The sequence below is a fragment of the Saonia flava genome (assembly GCF_011927795.1).
GTDB lineage: Bacteria > Bacteroidota > Bacteroidia > Flavobacteriales > Flavobacteriaceae > Saonia > Saonia flava.
In genome coordinates, this window is record NZ_JAATJJ010000001.1 from 2,466,335 (window position 1) to 2,483,905 (window position 17,571).

Sequence of the window (17,571 nt, forward strand, 5' to 3'; positions counted from 1 at the left end):
GAACATGATTTTAAAGAGTTAGGTAGTTAATATTGATGACTGTTTGGTTGTATTGGTTGAGATTGTCCAAATAACCAAGCTTAACTTCATAAGCATTTTCAATGCTCTGTATATATTGAAAAAAATCTATTTCCCCATTTTTAAAACTTACCATGGCAGTTTTAAGAATTTCATCGGATAGGAAGGAACCTTCCTGTTCATAATAGACCAGGGCCTTTTCTCGTTTTGTGAATTCTGCCAATAGGGCATTGTAGTGTGTGTTCAATTGAATTTTATAATCCTTGGATTCCTGCAAGGCTATGTCTTCTGCAATCCGTGATGCTTTAATTTTTGAAGATTGCCCACCAAACAATAAAGGTATTTTAAGCCCTAGTTGATACCCATAAAGATTCTCATTTAAGTTATCATTGGTACCCACAAAATAATTAAGGCTTATATCGGGCAACAATTGCTGTTTCTGCACATTGTTATGTGCTTTCATTACTCCCAATCGGTTTTGATAATAGACCATTTCTGGGCTTTCCTCAATACCAATTTTCTCTAATGGAATTTTATTGATGGGAACCGGGGCAATTTTAATACCGTCGTCCGTCTGAACCCGCTTTATTAAATTGCCATAAGCCACCGAAGCATCTTGAATTGCCTGATTGTACAGGATATTTATTTGTTTTTGTTTGGACTGTGCCGTTATCTTTTCTAGATAATTGGTTTCGCCCAATTCAAATTTTCGCTGTGCCATGCTGGAAAAATTTTGATAAATACTGTCCAGCATTCTATAAACACCTTCCTTTTCCTTTTCGTAAAGGTATTGGTAGTAATTTGCCGTAACTTCCCGTTCTAGCCCTTTCTTTTGAATTTCGTAGGTACTGGATGCTAGGTTGTAACTGGTTTTATTCAATTTTTTTTCAGCAAAATATAGGGATGGAAATAGAAAATCCTGTTGTACACCAAATACTTTTAGAGGGTCATTGTTTACGGCAAGATTGTTCTCATCATAATGGTAATACACTTGAGTCTTATCAAAACTAAAAGCACTATTTATTAGTGCATTGGATTGCTCAACTTTGAGTTCTTCAGCTTTTAGACCCGCATTGTTTTTTATGGCCAGTTCAATCAAATTGTCCAAGCTCAATGGTTTTTCTTGTGACCTAGCAGATAATGAAAAGCACATTAAAATCAATAAAATCCCCAATCCCTTAGGGCTTTTTTTATGTCTTGGAGTGCTTAAATATCCATATAATACAGGTAGCACAACCAAGGTCAAGAGTGTTGCTGTAATTAGCCCACCAATAACTACAGTTGCCAGTGGCCTTTGTACTTCTGCCCCTGCGCTTGTAGATAGGGCCATGGGCAAGAACCCTAAAGCGGCTGCTGAAGCCGTAAGCAATACTGCCCTTAACCTATCTTTTGTTCCTTGTTTAATGAGTGCTTCCATGCTTTCATATCCTTTGGTTTTTAATTCTTTAAAATGCTCAATTAGGACAATGCCGTTAAGGACTGCAATACCAAATAGAGCTATAAACCCTACCCCAGCAGAAATACTAAATGGCAATCCCCTTGCCCATAATAATAATATGCCACCAACCGCAGCAAGGGGTATGGCAGAATAGATGATCAATACTTCCTTGACCGATTTAAAGGCAAAATAGAGCATCACAAAAATTAATAAGAGTGCTATGGGGACAGCGACTTTTAACCTGGCCGTTGCACTTTGCAGATTTTCGAACTGGCCGCCGTAGGTTATGGAATAGCCTACGGGCAATTTTACATTGTCATTGATCAATTTTTGAACATCATCCACAACAGATTGTAGATCTCGGTTGCGGACATTGATTCCCACTACAATTCTTCGTCTGGTATCATCCCTGGATATTTTTGCAGCACCTTTTTGATAGGTAATTTCCGCAAGTTCGCTCAGTGGAATTTTTCCACCGGAGGGTACATCCACATACAGATTCTTCAGATTGTCAATATCCTTTCTATTTTCTTTTTCTAAACGGACCACAAGGTCGAACCTTTTTTCACCCTCATAAATACTGCCCACGGTGCGCCCGGCAAAGGCCATGGATACCATATCATTTAGATCTTTAATGTTTAGACCATATCGAGCAATTTTTTCCCGATGATAAACCACACTCATTTGGGGAAGTCCAACAATCTTTTCCACCGAAATATCTGCGGCACCGGGTACATTTTCAATCAATGATTTTATTTCGTTGGCCTTTTTGTTGAGAATATCCAAGTCTTCCCCAAAAATCTTAATGGCAATGTCTGCCCTTACCCCTGTAATCAATTCATTAAAGCGCATTTCTATGGGTTGTGTAAATTCTACTTCCATACCGGGAATAATGGCAAGCGCTTCTTTGAATTTATCGGCCAGGTCATCCTTGGTTTTAGCAGAGACCCATTCTTTAATGGGTTTTAAAATAATGATCACATCACTTTCTTCCATGGACATGGGGTCTGTGGGAACTTCTGCTGCACCTATTCTGGTGACCACCTGTTCCACCTCTGGAAACTCATCTAGCAGTATTTTTTCAATTCGTGTGGTGGTTTCTATGGTTTTGCTCAGGGATGTTCCCGTCTTTAAAATAGGTTGAATCACAAAGTCGCCCTCATCCAAGGTGGGAACAAATTCACTTCCCATGGTGCTAAATAAAAAGGCAGCGAGGGCAAGCAAAAAAATTGAAATACCCAACACCCATTTTTTACTTTGCAAGGCCCAATTTATAATGGAGTCAAATAGGTTGTTTAGCCAGCTCATTAAGCGAACCGAGATATTTTTATCGGATACGTTTGATGGTTTTAAAAACATGGATGCTACCACTGGGACATAGGTAAAGCAAAACAACATGGCACCGATCAATGCAAAACTAAAGGTAAGTGCCATGGGCTTGAACATTTTTCCTTCCACACCACTCAGTGAAAGAATAGGAATAAATACAATAAGGATAATGAGCTGTCCAAAAATGGCGGAACTCATCATTTTAGAGGCGCTTTTTATGGTGATGGTATCCTTTGCTATTTGATTGTCTAGTTTGGAAAGCAGTTCCAGTTCAGATTTTTTTGAGGTAATCCTAAATGCAATAAACTCCACAATGATGACTGCACCATCAATGATTATCCCAAAATCAATGGCTCCCAAACTCATTAAATTGGCATCTACACCAAAAATATACATTAGGGAAAGTGCAAACAACAAACAAAGGGGTATAACAGAGGCCACTACCAATCCAGAACGAAAATTACCCAATAAGAGCACCACTACAAAGATGACGATCAAACATCCCAAAATAAGATTTTCGGTAACGGTAAAAGTTGTTTTTGCTATGAGCTCGCTTCGATCTAAAAAAGGATTAATATAGACGCCCTCTGGCAAAGATTTTGATATGGATGCCACACGCTCCTTTACTGCATCTATGACTTCTTTGGAGTTGGCGTCCTTTAGCATCATCACCTGACCCAATACTTTCTCGCCTTGGCCATTGCCTGTAATGGCCCCAAAACGGTTGGCACTGCCATAATCTACCTGTGCTACATCTTTAATATAAACGGGTATGCCCTCGGTTGTTTTTACCACAATATTTCTAATATCATCTAAAGTGGTTACTAGCCCTTCCGCTCTAATGAAGTAGGCTTGGTTCACCTTTTCAATATATCCACCACCGGCTATACTATTGTTCATTTCTAAAGCCGTAAACACTTCATGGGCCGTAATGCCCATGGCCAACAACCTTTCTGTGGTTATGGCCACTTCATATTGTTTTAAACGCCCCCCCCAAGTGTTTACTTCCACGACTCCAGGAATACCAGAAAGCTGTCTTTTTATAATCCAGTCCTGTATGGTTCTAAGGTCGGTTGCATTGTATTTATCTTCATATCCTGGCTTAACATCCAAGATGTATTGGTATATTTCTCCCAATCCTGTGGTGATAGGCCCCATTTCTGGAGTGCCAAATCCGGCAGGGATTTTTTCAGATGCTGTTTTTATTTTTTCTGCAATGAGTTGACGTGGGAGATAGGTGCCCATATCGTCTTCAAAAACGATGGTGACCACGGACAAACCAAATTTGGAAATAGAACGAATTTCCTTAACCCCTGGAAGGTTGGCCATTTCCAGTTCCACGGGATAGGTGATAAATTGTTCCATATCCTGAGTGGATAAATTTCTTGATGTTGTAAGCACCTGTACTTGGTTGTTAGTAATATCTGGAACAGCACCAATAGGGATTTGGGTGAGCGAATAGACCCCAAAACCGATAATAAATAAGGTAAACAAGAGTACAACAAACTTGTTCTTAATACTAAAATTGATGATATACGAAAGCATAATCCATTATATAAAGTTGTGAAGCTACTGGTATATAGCTTGTTAAAAAATGATATGTGTCAATAATGAATTAAGCGTGCCGGGGTGGCTGAAAAGGGCCATCCTTTTCAAAAAGCGAATAGGAGGCCTGATAGAAGTAATTGGTTGCACTATCCATCCTAAATTCTGGAGTGCTTGTATATAAAAAAGCCTCATTAAGAACAAAGGCAGAAAGCGTTACGGTATGGGCTTGGTGCTGAAAGGGCATTTCTTCATGCTCTTCCTGTTCCTCTTGATGTTTTTGGCTATGTTCTGCTTTTAATTCCCCGTAGTGCTTGGAAAGAAATACCAAAAAATTATCCCCATATTCTTCTGAATGGAATTGGGCATGTTCTATCAATTCATCCAGTTCAACAATTTCGCCAATGCCAATATGGAAACTTTGAACCAAAATTAGAAAAGAGATCGCTATGGAAATAAATTTTGTCATAAAATGGTCTATTAAAGATAAAACATTTTAGAGAACCTTTCTTTTCACAAGTACAATTCATTCACAGTTTAGGATTGTTCTAAATAATTGATTTAAATATATTTAGATTGGAAAATAGTTTTTTTTTAAGTCTCAATGAGTTATAATCGATTGGGTCAGTTGGTATTCTACCAATATTCGAAAACCCTAAAAATTTTCCCGTTCCTAAATTCAAAAAGAGTCATTTCCGATTTATCTTCTTGATTTTCTTCTTCATTTTTATTGACAAATATTTTTTCCACTACAACAGCATTTAACCCTACAATTTTATTGATAATTTTAAAGTCAATAATACTGCCGTCATAACCCCCATTTTTCTGATTCTGTAGATAACCATTGTACAAATCTTCTCGGGTATAGGTTCCTCCATATTTTGGGTGGACATATGTAAAGTCATCTGTAAAAAGGTCAAAAATGGCATTGATGTCCTCTGCCTTTGAATTGGCCTGAAACACTTTAAGATTTAATTCATAGTACTTATTAATAACGGAATTTAGTGAGTCTTTATGAGCTTTTGTTGCATCTTGGGCACTAGTTGCAGTACTCAAGCCTAGTAAAAGAAGAATTAAAATCTGGGCTTTAATAAATTTGACCATGTAGTATTATTTTTGGAGTAATATAGTGGCAATTTTAGCTAAAACCAAAAGACTTTAAGAAGCTACTTAGCCATCTGAACTTGTTATTCTTTTGATCATTCCATTGAAAATAAGGCCATGGAAAGGAAGAACAGAGTACCAATATAATCTTCCCCATAAACCTAGTGGTCTAAAGGTGGCGGTTTGGATCAATTTATCATCAACTATTTTAAATTCCAGCCAAGCTTCACCGGGCAATTTCATTTCGGCAAATAAAAGCAACCTTCCTTCATCTTTATTTGCATACAAAACTCTCCAAAAGTCCAGAGCATCTCCTGTATTTAATGAATTTTCATTGGTACGGCCTCTTCTTAAGCCAACTCCTCCGCTCAATTTATCTACAAAGCCTCGTATTCGCCACAGCCAATTGCCATAGTACCATCCGTTTTCGCCGCCAATTGCCCATATTTTTCGAATGCACTCTTCACGGTTTTCAATTTTCTTTTCCCGAACATCCAAAAAGCATCCATAGGAGGGTACTTGTATGAACTCGGATATATTTACATTGAAACCGCTGCTTGCATAGGCATCTTTCCAGCTAGAAACTACTTCATTGCTTTCAATTTTTCTAAAAGCTCTTTCAAGGGATTCTTTGTACCCCAATGGTTTTATTCCTAAAATGGAGTTCAGTTCGTTAGTACGGCAAACCACTTCAATTTTCATGCTATTAACTAGTGCTGCAGCGAGTTTGTATGAGGTTGAGGTCACAAAATATAACCAGTAGGAGGAGAGCTTGGGGGTCATGACAGGTACGATAAAAATATAACGTTTTAAATTTCTTGTACGGCCAAACTCTAGCAACATATCTTTATAGGACAATATATCTGGCCCCCCAATGTCAAAATCCCGATCAAATGTTTTTGGGTTAAAAATAGTTTTTGAAAGAAATTTAATAACATCGGATATTCCTATAGGTTGGCACTTGGTATTTAGCCATTTGGGGGTAATCATAACAGGAAGTTTTTCTACCAAATCCCTTATAATTTCAAAAGAGGCGCTTCCTGAGCCAATAATAATCCCGGCTCTTAAGGTTGTTAAATTATAGCTTCCCTTGCCAAGTTCTACTTCAACATTTTTTCTTGAGGCCAAATGTTTTGATAAGGAAGATTCATTCACAATACCACTTAAATAAACAACATGCTGTGCGTTGGTTTTGTTTAACGCATTTCTAAAATTTATGGCAGATTTTTGTTCCAGTATTTCATAGTCGGAAGAAGCTGACATTGAATGAACCAAATAAAATGCCCCATCAATATCTTTTGGAATTTTTTTCAAAGAATCATTATCTAACAAGTCAAGTTGTAGTATACTTATTTTAGATTTTAAATATCCTGGCGGATTAAATCTATTGACATCCCTAACGCAACAGATAACATCATGTCCTTCTTCCACCAAAACGGGAAGAAGTCGTTTTCCAATATATCCAGATGCACCTGTAAGTAATATTCTCATTTTTTTGGGGAGGAACAAGCCCCCATTTTTTATTAAACTTTAATAAATGTTTTGTTTCTGTACATGTACCATAGTAACAAATAGAGAATTCCAAAACCGCCAATGGTGGTTATAATGCCATAATAGGCTCCCGTATATTGCTCTAATCCAAAGAATAAAAAATTGGCAATTTTAGGAAAGCTCACTACATGGGAAATCACATATGCCGTTATGGCGTTCATGCCAATCACTTTTAATGGGAATGACCATTTTATGTTCTTTCTCACATCAATAATCCAATAGAACAAAGCCATCAAAAGAAAACAAACTCCCGATGATGCCAATACAAAGGAGCTTGTCCATAGTTTTTTTACAATAGGATGCCATATTCCCCATATTAAGCCCAATACCAATCCAACTACTCCACCAATTAATAAATAGAGTAAAACTTTTTTTCGGGGCAGTTTAGATTTAATTAATTCGCCCGCGAAAACTCCTGATAGCGTTGTGGCCGTAAATCCTAGTCCGCTCAGTAGCCAGGTATACTGGGTGCCATCATCAAACCTGCCAAAAATTAAATGGTCAATGTACAAAGCAAAACTACTGTCTGGCAGTAACGTACTCCTTCCAACACCGGGAACATAGGGAACCGTTAGAATCACTGCGTAAAGAATAAGGCACAATACAAAAATGAGGTAGAGCCATTTTCTTTTCAGGTGAATATATGCAATGCAAGAAAAAAAGTAGCCAACAGCTATGGCCTGTAACGTATTGCTAAAGACATGAAATTTCTCGGCATCCAGTGCCAATAGATTGCCCTGCACGATCCACCCAAGAACAAATAATATGACAAAACGCTTTATAAGCTTTCTGTATATGGAGGCCGCACCCTTACTTTCTTGGATTCTTTTGGATAGTGAGAATGGAATTACCGCACCGACCACAAACAAGAACAAGGGCATTACTATGTCATAGAAAGTGGAACCAAACCATTCTGGATGATTAAATTGTTCTGCTAAAGATTTTGTAAAGGAAGACCCTACACCTTGGTGGAGATTTATAAAAAATTGGTCTGCAAAAATAATCAACAGCATATCAAAGCCTCTCAAGGCATCAATTGAAAGTATTCGTTCAGATTCTTTTATATTTTTATGCATCGTATTATTTCCTGATAAGCTTTAGTCCCATAAAGGTTTTACTTTCTTTACTGGATTAGAAGTTTTTGAAAACCAACTTAATCCATATCCAAATAGTTTTGGAGGTGAGTTCCTTACTGTATCCTTAACATAATCAATATTAACACTGCTAATTGACCCATTTGTTCCTAAAACCCAATTGGATTGTACAGGTAATAGGGTCATGCTCAAAGAATCACTTGTAAGATTTGGACGCTGAGCAAGGAAAGGCGTAATCTGCGCAAAAACTTCATTTCCATTTGCAATGGTAAGGAACTGTGCATCAACTGTATGTTCAACTGTTTTTGTTGTGTCATTCTTTCTTCTTGAGGCCCAACCAATTTTGATAGGATATCCCTTTCTTATTAAAGATATAAGTTCGTCTTTACTGCCAAAGACTTTGTTTCCGCCCCTATCCGTTTTGTAAACCAATTTCCATTCGTCAGTACTTAATGTATTCTCTTTTTTGTTTTCCCCTAGGCTACAGCCTACGAGAACTAGTGCTATTAAAATATTTAAAAGAGGTTTAATTTTCATGATGTTCTATTTAATGTACGCTATACCATTTGTTTGTGTATGGAACGAGTGTATAAAAGGACGCTAACTTTTCGGATTTACAAAGAGCCTAATTTTTATATTTTGTAATTATCTTTCTTTTTCAATATTCAAATCAAAGGATTTGGCAGACTTCGAAAACACGCCCAAACCAATTAATTTATCACTCTATGCCCTATTTGCAATTGCTAATGTTGTGGCCAGTGTCATCTTGGAAAATCTGGAAATAGCTTTTAGCTTGCCTCTTCTTGACTGACCTTTGCATAATCATTGGAATATTTTGCTAATTTGTACAACTGGCTGAATATTGGTATAGTTAGGGATGTCACTAACGATTTTTTCCGCATTTGGTCCGAAAGAATTTTGATAGGACGAAAGCTTGTCAAAGGATAAATATCCAATAGCCAAATATGGAATTGGGTCATCTGGCGTTCTGCCGGCTATTCCCTCATCAATTGCCAAAAGCTTTAATGAGTCGCCCAATAAACTAGCAACCATTGGCATGTGTTTATTGGAATAGTAGTCCATGTCAAATGTCTTTCCGTCACCGTTCGGATATAGTATCGTCACTTTGATCATGCCCTTTTTATTTGTGAAAGTATCTGTTGGTGCATTCTGCTGGCAATTGGCATGGAGTGCAATGACACCAAGGATTAAAGTGATAATTTTGATTTTCATTTTGTTGAGATTTAATGATTCGTTAAAAGCTAATATTTTCTAATGCCTTTGTTATATGGCGTTTTCTTTTCTTTAAAGATATCTTATTCATCGATATCTGCTATTTTCTTTACTTTTCCATCGTTCATTTAAACAAATCAAATTTCTTTTCCCTACCAATCCCACGGGGCTCTAATTGCAATTTTACTAAAATTAATTTTCAGGGAGTTTTTTTCTTTTCACTATAAGCCAGATACTTAGTGAAAGTTCTGCCATAAGCATTGTTGACATTATTATTAACTGAAGTGTTTTGGGCAGATGAAGATCTACAAAAAATACAATATATGTAAACGATGCAACCACTAACAAAATACCTAGGCTTTTTGGGATATAGCCTGACTTGAGAACCGAATAACCAAGTACAAAGATATGTAAGGCAAAAAATATGTATCCAATAAGTTTTATGGATGCATAGCCGTAAACATCGATAATTTGAATTGCCAGACAAAACAATCCAATTATTAAAGTAAAAGCGTATAAAAGCCTGAGAACTGCCATAAGCAAAGCAAGATTCTTATGGGCTGGTTTAAGCACCACAAATAGAGCGAGACCTATAATAGAATCAAGAATAAGTACGAGTAGATAACCAATTATAGCAAAACCAAAGAGTTTCCCATTAGCTTTAATATCGTTGGCTAAAGCTTCTGTATCACCAGGAACTACAAAATTAGCTAAAAGAAAATCATCAACTAAGGTTACAATGAAAACCGAAGTTATAAACGCTATCCCTACAACCATTGCTGCTTTGCTTGGTGATGAATGAGTTATAGAACTTTTCATACATATTACTTTTTATAGAATGCCATATAACCGTCTCGGCCATGAGTAGTTGCGTGGGTTAGTACTAAACTTTGCAAGTACGCACCAAACTGGAAATCCGCGAGGATTTTCGCAGGTAGGCTTGCACTAGCAATTAATTTTATATGGTGTTGGTCACTGGCTTTTTTGTTCAGTTCAATTGCCTTTTAAAACTACAAAACAAGAAATTCTGCGTGGTGTCAAATGGTGTTAAGTGGTCTTCTGTTACACACTTAATTTTGTCAAAACCATCCTTCAATTCCGATGTTAACTCCTCTTCGTTGTATTGTTTTATTTCAAGTCCGCTACATTTTTTAGGTCCATTTTGCGAAAAGGTTCCTATTGTCAAAAATCCGTTTACAGATTTTCTTGCTGTTTTCATATATTTTTTTATTTGGTCGGTCGAAGTTAGAAAATGAAAGGTTGCTCTGTCATGCCAAACATCAAAAGTCATATTTGGTTCAAATTCTGTAATGTCGCTTACAATCCAATTCACTTTGTTCGCTTTTTCCCCAAGTCGGTTTTTTGCTTTTTCAAGTGATTTAGAAGAAATGTCAAGAACACTAACATTTTCAAATCCTTCATCAAGCAAGTAATCCACAAGTTTACTGTCACCACCGCCTATATCTATTATTTTTGCAGTTTTCTCTAATCCGAAAGAAAGGATAAATTCAAGTGAAGTTTTCGGCTTTTCTTGCGTCCAACTAACTTGGTCTGGATTTTTGGTTTCATAAACTGTTTCCCAATGTTTTTTTCTGTTTAATTTCATTGTTAGGTTCGTTTTTTATGCTTGTTGCCAACTTTTGAGTTAAACGTAGTTCAGCTATGAGAATGAAGATACGATAAAATGGTGGTACAAAGCCATAGTTAGTGGCCAGTTGCATTCTTCCAATCTATTGCGTAGCTTAGAGTAACCAAAAGAATAATGAGAATGGCAATGAAGAAAAGAAATTGGTTTTGGAATGCGTTGATTGTACTTACACTGGTCACGTGTATATTGGCTTTTGTGGCACATTATAAAAATTGGACAAAAGTAGAGGGAGATGAGTTCCAGATATTATCTGGAATCTACTATCAAAAAATATTGTTTTCGGACATCGACAAGGTCTCTATGGTAGACAAACTGCCGGCGCTGGAAAGGGCGTCTGGATTTTCTGTGACCACCACTGAGAAAGGAGTTTTTAGGGATTCCATTTCCAATCATAAGGTGTATGTTTTTGTGGACGATCTAGAGCAGCAAAAGATAAAGTTGGAATATAAGGACTCACTAGAGCTGTTCCTTAATTTTAAGGATTCCCTTAGAACCCAAGAACAATTTAAATTTTTTAAGGCCAATGTGATGAAAGAAGAATAAAGTGTTTTTTACTCCTATACCAACCCATTGTTTTTGGAAATTTTACTATAAAATTTTTCTGTTGTTATTGGAGCCCAAAACCTTGGAATGGCCTTTAGTTATGGTGTAGGAAAAAGATTATTAATATTTTATAAGATATTAAATTCCAGCAGTTTGGAATAAACACGTTTTTTTTGCGTTCAATTATAGGGTGAGCCTACATGAAATTAGTTTTCCGTGAATGTAGAGATCCTAAATCTTAACCAAAAACCTTTAATCTATGAAAAAGAACACAAGCCTACTGTTTTTACTTTTCATCACATTGTCACATTCATTAAAGGCCCAAGAATCCGTAGATATTGATGGACGTTTGCAACCACTTTTAAATGATTTTTTTGAACAGTGTAAAAAGTACAATATTGACTATCACTCTAAATTATTTGAATTAGAAAAAATTGACATTGTACAAACTTTGCCACTGGCCGAAAACGGAACAGTTTTGGGTAAAGTCGAAAGGAACGCAGCTGGTGAAGCACAAAACATTCTAATAAATTGGGCCGCATTACTGGACCCAGAGATTCTAAAAGTGGTAGCGTTTCATGAGTTTGCCCACCACTTTTTAGATTATAAACACACTTGCCAAGATTGTAATGAAATTATGGCCGTAACCAATACCAGTTATTTTGATATAGCTAGGGATTGGGATAACCAAGTGGAACATTTGTTTATTAGTTCGCCTTTGTATATGGCCCAAAATACAAGTGCCCATGTAACATCTTTATCGTTTGATTGATATTTTTATGGTCTTTACCATTAAATTTGTGCTCTTAAAATAGAACTATGATTTTTTTGGTACAAATAGTAGGGGCGGTATATGGATTGCTGGCAGTGATTTTTGGTGCTTTTGGCGCCCATGCCCTAAAAAAGAAGTTTACAGAAGACCAATTAAAAAGTTTTGAAACTGGAGTTAAGTACCAAATGTACCATGCTATCTTATTGTTGGTATTGGGCTTTAATTTGCCGTTTAGTTCTTCTTTGGAAACTAATATGGCCTATTGTTTTATACTGGGCACTTTTTTATTCTCTTTTAGTATTTACGGCTTGTGCCTTACGGCTTCCAAAGGTAAAAAGTGGAAGTTTCTTGGACCTATTACCCCCATCGGCGGACTTTTTTTAGTCCTCGGATGGGGGTTGTTGCTGTATAGGTTTGTTAGGAATTTTATATAGCCTAAAGCCTTAAGTACATGTTTCCGTTGATTGTGTTCAAACGCAGTCTGTATTTGCCTTCTTGGACGCTGCCTTCTATTTTTTGACCTACATGACGATTGGTGGAAGTGAATTTTAGTTTTTCATCTGCATAGATATCCCCATGAATGGTTTCTGCAACTAAATTTGCATTTATCATTTTAAGGTCTATTTCGCCATTTATGGTTTTTAAATCCATATTTCCCGCATATTTGGCAATGTCTATATCTCCATTGATGAGGTCGGCACTAAATTCACCTTCAATAAGTTCGGACTTTAAATTTCCGTTGATGCTGCTAACATTGAATTTTGCATTTTTTGGCACGTAGAGAACGTAGTTAAATTCATACTCGTCACCCGTGGAAAAATATCTTTTTCTTTTACCGGGATTGTTCTTTTCGTACTCATCCCAAATCTTTTTAAAGATGGGCTCCGCATTGGAAACAATACTAATTGTGGAGCTATTCTCCTTTACATCCAATTCATACAAATCCAAATACTTACCATCTTCTGTAAAAATATCCGCCTTAAAATAAATGGTGGACTTATCCCAAGTTTTTACCTCAATCTCTGAGGCGAACTTTAATTCTACATCGATGGTTTGATTCTTGTACTCGATGTTCTTTTCAATAACTTTTTGCGCATTGATCGTAAAGCTGATGAAGCTTAACAAAAAAACTAATTTAATGTTTTTCATGACTGTTCGTTTTTTAGACGCTGTTCTGGTTTCAGCACCAATTAATTGATTATTCTTTTCTTAGATATATATTTCCGTTGATGGTATTTAGTTTAATAGCCACACCACCATTATTTATAGCACCTTTGATTTTGTTTCCGGCAACTGCCCTTAGTCCATTTTTATCTGGGAGGGCCAGGTCAAAGTTGGTATATACATTTCCATTGAGGGTGCCCATATTTAGGTCTGCAGGCGTATTGGCAGGCATGGTAATATCCACTTCACCATTTACTGTGTTAATTGTAATTGGAGATTTCTGGCTCACCTTGGTAAACAACACTTCTATAGCTCCGTTTAGAGAATTGGCCGTTAAGGGGCCAGTAACGTTTTCAATAGTAATACCCCCATTTAACTCGGCGGTGGTTTCTATTTCTCCCTGGAAACCCGATATTTTTATGTCTCCCTGCCATGTGGTCTTGACCAAAACGTTTTGTGAAGCAGGAAGATAGATTTCTGCACTTTCGGATTTCTTTAAATTTCTAACAATAAGATTGTTTCCTTCTTTAATTACATAGAAACCTACATTGGTATTGTCCGAACCGCCTTCGCCAACCAATTTTAATCCTTTGGCCCTATCCGGGGTCTCATTTGAGCTTCTTGATTTGATCAAAAGTTCATTACTGCTATGGGTTTTTAATGTTACATCTGCTTGGGATTCTATTTTTACCCACTCAATCCCATCCAAGGACTTCTTATAATCTTCTTGTGCAAATAAGGTTGCACAAATAAAGCATGCTAAAAAAGTGATTTTTAATGATTTCATAATTTTTCGTTTTTTGATGTTTAAATTATACTTGGCAATACTGTTTTAATATGTTTCTTTACATAGGGTTGGGTGTCTTCTTGTTCCAAAAGTTCCTGCATGGGAGCAACCGCTTTTTTCTCTTGTATTTTCACCAAGGTTTGTATTACAGCTATTTGTATTCCGGGGTCTTTTTCTGTTTTCAATGAAATAATAAGCGCTTTTTTTACGGTTTCGGATGTGGTAAATTTTTCCAATGCCTCTACCGCTGATAGCCTTACATTGGCGTTTTCATCATGTAGCATCCTGTCTGCCAAAGCTTTTACTATAGCTTCATCTGGGGCAGAAAATTCATCAATATAATTAACGCCCTGTATGCGCTTACTGGCAGATTTGTTCTCCATAAGGGAAAGCATTGCCATTTGCTTTATGCCCAAACTTTCATTTTGAAGGGTGGCAATTTCTAAATTCATTTTTTGTTCTTGTTGATATTTTCCAAGAGCAAAACCCCCAATAAGTAAAGCAATACTTGCCGCTAGTTTTAACAGGTTGGGCATCCAAGCATTTTTTCTTGCTTGGGGCTGGGAATCCATAACAACTACTTTAGGGTTTTTTTGTTTTTCCAGCTCCAATGCCTCATAAAAATTGGACTTCAATTTCTCTGATGGAAGCACTTCTTTTTCACTATCAAAGGCTGTATGGAGGACTTGGAATTGTCGTAGTTCTTCCTTACATGAATCACAATCCTTTAGATGGGTTTCAATATTTTTAATTTGGGATTTCGTTAGTATACCATCCAAATACTCTGGCAGTAAATCCGTTATATGTTTTTTGTTCATCATTATATATTTTCAAAATAAATGGTCTTCAATTTTTTTAATGCCCTACTCACCCTTGTTTTAATTGCACCTGGGGTACTGCCCATTATTTCTGCCAATTCCGCATATTTTATTTCTTGGAAGCGGTTTAAGATCAGCAACTCTCTATCTGCAGTTTCTAGCTTGGAAAGTGCCTTGTGCAAATGGGTGTGCTCTTCATTTTTTTCTTCTATTTCATCATGCTCAAAGTGGATTACAGTATCCAAATCTTGATGTTTTTCAGCACTCCTTGTATAATGTGATTTAAGGCTGTTTCTCGCAATAGTAAATATCCATGAAACAAATTTTCCATTATTATAGGAGGTTCTGTATTTCATCACCTTATAAAAAACATCTTGCGTAATATCTTCGCTCAACATTTTGTCCTTCGACATTTTTAGAAGAAAATTAAACACATGTACATGATGTCTTTCAAATAAAACCTTGAGAAGGTCAAGGTCTCCCTTGGCAACTTCAGCCATAAGTTTTTCATCTGTTTGCTCTTCCAAGAACATGCTTTTAGTTGGTGTTCGTTATTATATAGTCAGGAATTTACAAAAGGTTACAACAATGTTTAAAATTATTGCGACTTATAATGAAAGAACAAAGGAGCTTAGAAACAAGTTCAGCAGAAGAAATGCCAGGTATGGGGAGAGTTTAAGGGATTATTTTGGAGAGGCGGGAACGGCTTCAAACCCCTTTATAGCTTGGTTGGGTTCTATGATATTGTGGCCTTCCCAAAATGTTGGGTCATAGCTTGGCATATAGGTTGGGAGCATATTGTTGTCCTCTTTAAAACTTTCAAAATTTTCATTGCTAACACCTTCGGTTTCAAAAACCACAATTTCATTTTTATCAATACTGGAAAAAACAAGGTCAATGTCCGCTGAAAGTTCGTTTTGTTTCCTACGCCCTTTTACATGCTTGTTCTTTTCAATAATTTTTAGAGGCCTTTTTATACCCATTCGGTTTCCAGTTTCTGATTCAAAGAAGCGTAGGCCATATTGGTTGTCATCATCTTTTGAGAATATAATTTTTCCCCTGGACAGATATGCATTGAGCGAAATGCCCAATAACCTAAAGGTTTTAACAGATTTTACATTTTCATAATCTGCTCGGATCAGTGCAAAATCATCGACATTTATATAAAGGGTGCCTTTGTAATCTTCGGAACGTTTGGGTTCAAAATCTACCACGTAAACGGCATCTTTACCTAAGTAGGTAAAATCCTTTAAAACAAATTCATACCTATTGGATTTTGACAGAAAATTTAAGTGGGAATCCTCTCGTATGGGTAAGCTGTTAAAAATGTCACCAAGTGCTCCTCTGCGGTATTTGGCAAAGTTTTTCTTTCTTTCCTCTTCCCATTTTTTTGTTTGTTCCAATTCTTTGTTTACGGCTTCAACATCAGTGGAATCCACATCCCCTTCAAAAAGCTCATCAGCATCCAATTTTGTTCCAAAAAGACCAGATTTCACTTTAAAATAGGAATCGGTTTTCACATTTTTTTTGATGATGTCATTGAACTTTTCTTCCAATTTCTCAAAATCCATTTCCATACTTTTATCATAAAGTTCCGACGCTTTAATAAGATCTAGTTTTTGTTTTTCTTTATTAAAATTACCATACAGATCACCTAGAACTTCTGTGTAGTAACTGTTGCTTTTTGGGACTGTGCTGATAACACTGTCCAGAAATTTTTTGTTGAGTGCTTCAATGGTGGACTTTTTTAAGGTATAATCCGTTTTGTTCATATTCTGAAAGGAAGACTTTCTAAAGAACAATCTTTTTTTGGTATAATTGGAACTGTAGTTTTTATCCAGGTTTTCTTTCACCAAATCAATAATTTCTTCTGCAGTAAACTCTTTGTTGCTTACAATTACCTCATTTAGTTCAATTTCTTTTGGACGTAATTGAATTGCATTTTCTGTGAATTCGCGCAGTGGTTTCTTAATGGTTTCGTACCCGATACAGGATATAAAAAGAGAGTCTGTTTCGGTTGCTCCATTCTCCAAAAGAAAAGTAAACCTACCTTCTTCATTAGTGATAACGCCTTTGTTCTTAAGCTGAACAGTTGCATAGGGGACAGGTTTTTGAGTGGCGGAATCTATAATTTTAGAACTAATGGTCTGCCCATAAGAAAATGAGTAGAATGCCAAAAAAATTAGAATGGAGGTAGAGGTCTTGTTCATAGAATGGTTTTGCAAGTAACAAATAAAGTAATGCGTTCTGTGATAGCAGGTGCTTTTTGGATTTCTTTAATACCTATTTATCCTTTTTTTAACGATTAAAGAAAAAGCGTTCTATTATAAAAGACATCACAACCAAGGAAAAGGTTGCCTAGGTAAACAAAAATGTGCTAGTGACAACCACAATTATCATTTCCACAGGCAGAATCCTTGCCTTTTTTAGAGGAGAAGAGTTTTTTAGGAAGAAAATAGGTTTTAACTAGATAGGCAATTGCTGCAGCTAAGATCAAATAAACCACTATGTTTTGAAAAATATCCAT

Annotated in this window: 18 protein-coding genes; 3 read left to right on the top strand and 15 right to left on the bottom strand. The window is 36.4% G+C overall.

From position 1 onward, the window contains the following. Positions 1 to 10: 10 nt before the first annotated feature. The 9 genes from GGR42_RS10790 to GGR42_RS10830 form a co-directional block, all read right to left on the bottom strand. Positions 11 to 4,330 (bottom strand): CusA/CzcA family heavy metal efflux RND transporter, encoded by a 4,320-nt coding sequence (locus GGR42_RS10790; RefSeq protein ID WP_167963737.1) that lies wholly within the window; start codon positions 4,328 to 4,330, stop codon positions 11 to 13. Positions 4,331 to 4,400: 70 nt separating this feature from the next. Then, the gene (locus GGR42_RS10795; protein WP_167963739.1) at positions 4,401 to 4,799 is read right to left on the bottom strand and encodes a hypothetical protein; all 399 of its coding nucleotides are present in this window, start codon (positions 4,797 to 4,799) and stop codon (positions 4,401 to 4,403) included. Positions 4,800 to 4,966: 167 nt separating this feature from the next. Continuing rightward, positions 4,967 to 5,434 (bottom strand): nuclear transport factor 2 family protein, encoded by a 468-nt coding sequence (locus GGR42_RS10800; protein WP_245201434.1) that lies wholly within the window; start codon positions 5,432 to 5,434, stop codon positions 4,967 to 4,969. A 66-nt stretch (positions 5,435 to 5,500) separates the two neighbouring features. Beyond that, entirely contained in the window at positions 5,501 to 6,925 is a 1,425-nt protein-coding gene (locus GGR42_RS10805) for an SDR family oxidoreductase (protein ID WP_167963741.1), read from the bottom strand. Between the two features lie 32 nt (positions 6,926 to 6,957). Continuing rightward, on the bottom strand, positions 6,958 to 8,061 hold the full coding sequence (locus tag GGR42_RS10810) for an acyltransferase family protein (protein WP_167963743.1): 1,104 nt from the start codon (positions 8,059 to 8,061) through the stop codon (positions 6,958 to 6,960). A gap of 21 nt (positions 8,062 to 8,082) precedes the next feature. After that, positions 8,083 to 8,616, bottom strand: coding sequence for a hypothetical protein (locus tag GGR42_RS10815; RefSeq protein ID WP_167963745.1), 534 nt, complete (start codon positions 8,614 to 8,616; stop codon positions 8,083 to 8,085). Between the two features lie 285 nt (positions 8,617 to 8,901). Next, a complete protein-coding gene (locus GGR42_RS10820) occupies positions 8,902 to 9,312 on the bottom strand; it encodes an EthD family reductase (protein WP_167963747.1) in 411 nt (136 codons plus the stop codon). 192 nt (positions 9,313 to 9,504) lie between these two features. Next, complete coding sequence (locus GGR42_RS10825; RefSeq protein ID WP_167963749.1) at positions 9,505 to 10,131, bottom strand: DUF4386 domain-containing protein; 627 nt, start codon at positions 10,129 to 10,131, stop codon at positions 9,505 to 9,507. 169 nt (positions 10,132 to 10,300) lie between these two features. Beyond that, on the bottom strand, positions 10,301 to 10,918 hold the full coding sequence (locus GGR42_RS10830; RefSeq protein ID WP_167963751.1) for a class I SAM-dependent methyltransferase: 618 nt from the start codon (positions 10,916 to 10,918) through the stop codon (positions 10,301 to 10,303). Positions 10,919 to 11,086: 168 nt separating this feature from the next. Between GGR42_RS10830 and GGR42_RS10835 the strand changes: the two genes are divergently transcribed. The 3 genes from GGR42_RS10835 (at position 11,087) to GGR42_RS10845 (ending at position 12,709) form a co-directional block, all read left to right on the top strand. Continuing rightward, the gene (locus GGR42_RS10835; protein WP_245201435.1) at positions 11,087 to 11,503 is read left to right on the top strand and encodes a hypothetical protein; all 417 of its coding nucleotides are present in this window, start codon (positions 11,087 to 11,089) and stop codon (positions 11,501 to 11,503) included. A 259-nt stretch (positions 11,504 to 11,762) separates the two neighbouring features. Continuing rightward, positions 11,763 to 12,275, top strand: coding sequence for a hypothetical protein (locus tag GGR42_RS10840; RefSeq protein ID WP_167963755.1), 513 nt, complete (start codon positions 11,763 to 11,765; stop codon positions 12,273 to 12,275). Positions 12,276 to 12,322: 47 nt separating this feature from the next. After that, positions 12,323 to 12,709, top strand: a complete 387-nt coding sequence (locus GGR42_RS10845; protein WP_167963757.1) for a DUF423 domain-containing protein — start codon at positions 12,323 to 12,325, stop codon at positions 12,707 to 12,709. A gap of 1 nt (position 12,710) precedes the next feature. Here the strand turns inward: GGR42_RS10845 and GGR42_RS10850 are convergent, their stop codons facing one another. The 6 genes from GGR42_RS10850 to GGR42_RS16835 form a co-directional block, all read right to left on the bottom strand. Continuing rightward, positions 12,711 to 13,424 (bottom strand): DUF4097 family beta strand repeat-containing protein, encoded by a 714-nt coding sequence (locus tag GGR42_RS10850; protein WP_167963759.1) that lies wholly within the window; start codon positions 13,422 to 13,424, stop codon positions 12,711 to 12,713. 49 nt (positions 13,425 to 13,473) lie between these two features. Beyond that, positions 13,474 to 14,226 (bottom strand): DUF4097 family beta strand repeat-containing protein, encoded by a 753-nt coding sequence (locus tag GGR42_RS10855; RefSeq protein ID WP_167963779.1) that lies wholly within the window; start codon positions 14,224 to 14,226, stop codon positions 13,474 to 13,476. A gap of 20 nt (positions 14,227 to 14,246) precedes the next feature. Further along, a complete protein-coding gene (locus GGR42_RS10860) occupies positions 14,247 to 15,047 on the bottom strand; it encodes a HEAT repeat domain-containing protein (protein WP_167964477.1) in 801 nt (266 codons plus the stop codon). After that, positions 15,047 to 15,571: an RNA polymerase sigma factor gene (locus GGR42_RS10865; RefSeq protein WP_167963781.1), complete on the bottom strand. Its 525-nt coding sequence runs from the start codon at positions 15,569 to 15,571 to the stop codon at positions 15,047 to 15,049. Before GGR42_RS10865 ends, GGR42_RS10860 begins: the two co-directional genes overlap by 1 nt. A 156-nt stretch (positions 15,572 to 15,727) precedes the next feature. Then, entirely contained in the window at positions 15,728 to 17,254 is a 1,527-nt protein-coding gene (locus GGR42_RS10870; protein ID WP_167963783.1) for a carboxypeptidase-like regulatory domain-containing protein, read from the bottom strand. A gap of 167 nt (positions 17,255 to 17,421) precedes the next feature. After that, the gene (locus GGR42_RS16835) at positions 17,422 to 17,571 is read right to left on the bottom strand and encodes a hypothetical protein (RefSeq protein ID WP_209023957.1); all 150 of its coding nucleotides are present in this window, start codon (positions 17,569 to 17,571) and stop codon (positions 17,422 to 17,424) included.

Coding starts and splice junctions, on each gene's coding strand:
- GGR42_RS10790 (WP_167963737.1), bottom strand. CDS start 4,330: ATGCTTTCGTATATCATCAATTTTAGTATTAAGAACAAGTTTGTTGTA.
- GGR42_RS10795 (WP_167963739.1), bottom strand. CDS start 4,799: ATGACAAAATTTATTTCCATAGCGATCTCTTTTCTAATTTTGGTTCAA.
- GGR42_RS10800 (WP_245201434.1), bottom strand. CDS start 5,434: ATGGTCAAATTTATTAAAGCCCAGATTTTAATTCTTCTTTTACTAGGC.
- GGR42_RS10805 (WP_167963741.1), bottom strand. CDS start 6,925: ATGAGAATATTACTTACAGGTGCATCTGGATATATTGGAAAACGACTT.
- GGR42_RS10810 (WP_167963743.1), bottom strand. CDS start 8,061: ATGCATAAAAATATAAAAGAATCTGAACGAATACTTTCAATTGATGCC.
- GGR42_RS10815 (WP_167963745.1), bottom strand. CDS start 8,616: ATGAAAATTAAACCTCTTTTAAATATTTTAATAGCACTAGTTCTCGTA.
- GGR42_RS10820 (WP_167963747.1), bottom strand. CDS start 9,312: ATGAAAATCAAAATTATCACTTTAATCCTTGGTGTCATTGCACTCCAT.
- GGR42_RS10825 (WP_167963749.1), bottom strand. CDS start 10,131: ATGAAAAGTTCTATAACTCATTCATCACCAAGCAAAGCAGCAATGGTT.
- GGR42_RS10830 (WP_167963751.1), bottom strand. CDS start 10,918: ATGAAATTAAACAGAAAAAAACATTGGGAAACAGTTTATGAAACCAAA.
- GGR42_RS10835 (WP_245201435.1), top strand. CDS start 11,087: ATGAAGAAAAGAAATTGGTTTTGGAATGCGTTGATTGTACTTACACTG.
- GGR42_RS10840 (WP_167963755.1), top strand. CDS start 11,763: ATGAAAAAGAACACAAGCCTACTGTTTTTACTTTTCATCACATTGTCA.
- GGR42_RS10845 (WP_167963757.1), top strand. CDS start 12,323: ATGATTTTTTTGGTACAAATAGTAGGGGCGGTATATGGATTGCTGGCA.
- GGR42_RS10850 (WP_167963759.1), bottom strand. CDS start 13,424: ATGAAAAACATTAAATTAGTTTTTTTGTTAAGCTTCATCAGCTTTACG.
- GGR42_RS10855 (WP_167963779.1), bottom strand. CDS start 14,226: ATGAAATCATTAAAAATCACTTTTTTAGCATGCTTTATTTGTGCAACC.
- GGR42_RS10860 (WP_167964477.1), bottom strand. CDS start 15,047: ATGATGAACAAAAAACATATAACGGATTTACTGCCAGAGTATTTGGAT.
- GGR42_RS10870 (WP_167963783.1), bottom strand. CDS start 17,254: ATGAACAAGACCTCTACCTCCATTCTAATTTTTTTGGCATTCTACTCA.
- GGR42_RS16835 (WP_209023957.1), bottom strand. CDS start 17,571: ATGGATATTTTTCAAAACATAGTGGTTTATTTGATCTTAGCTGCAGCA.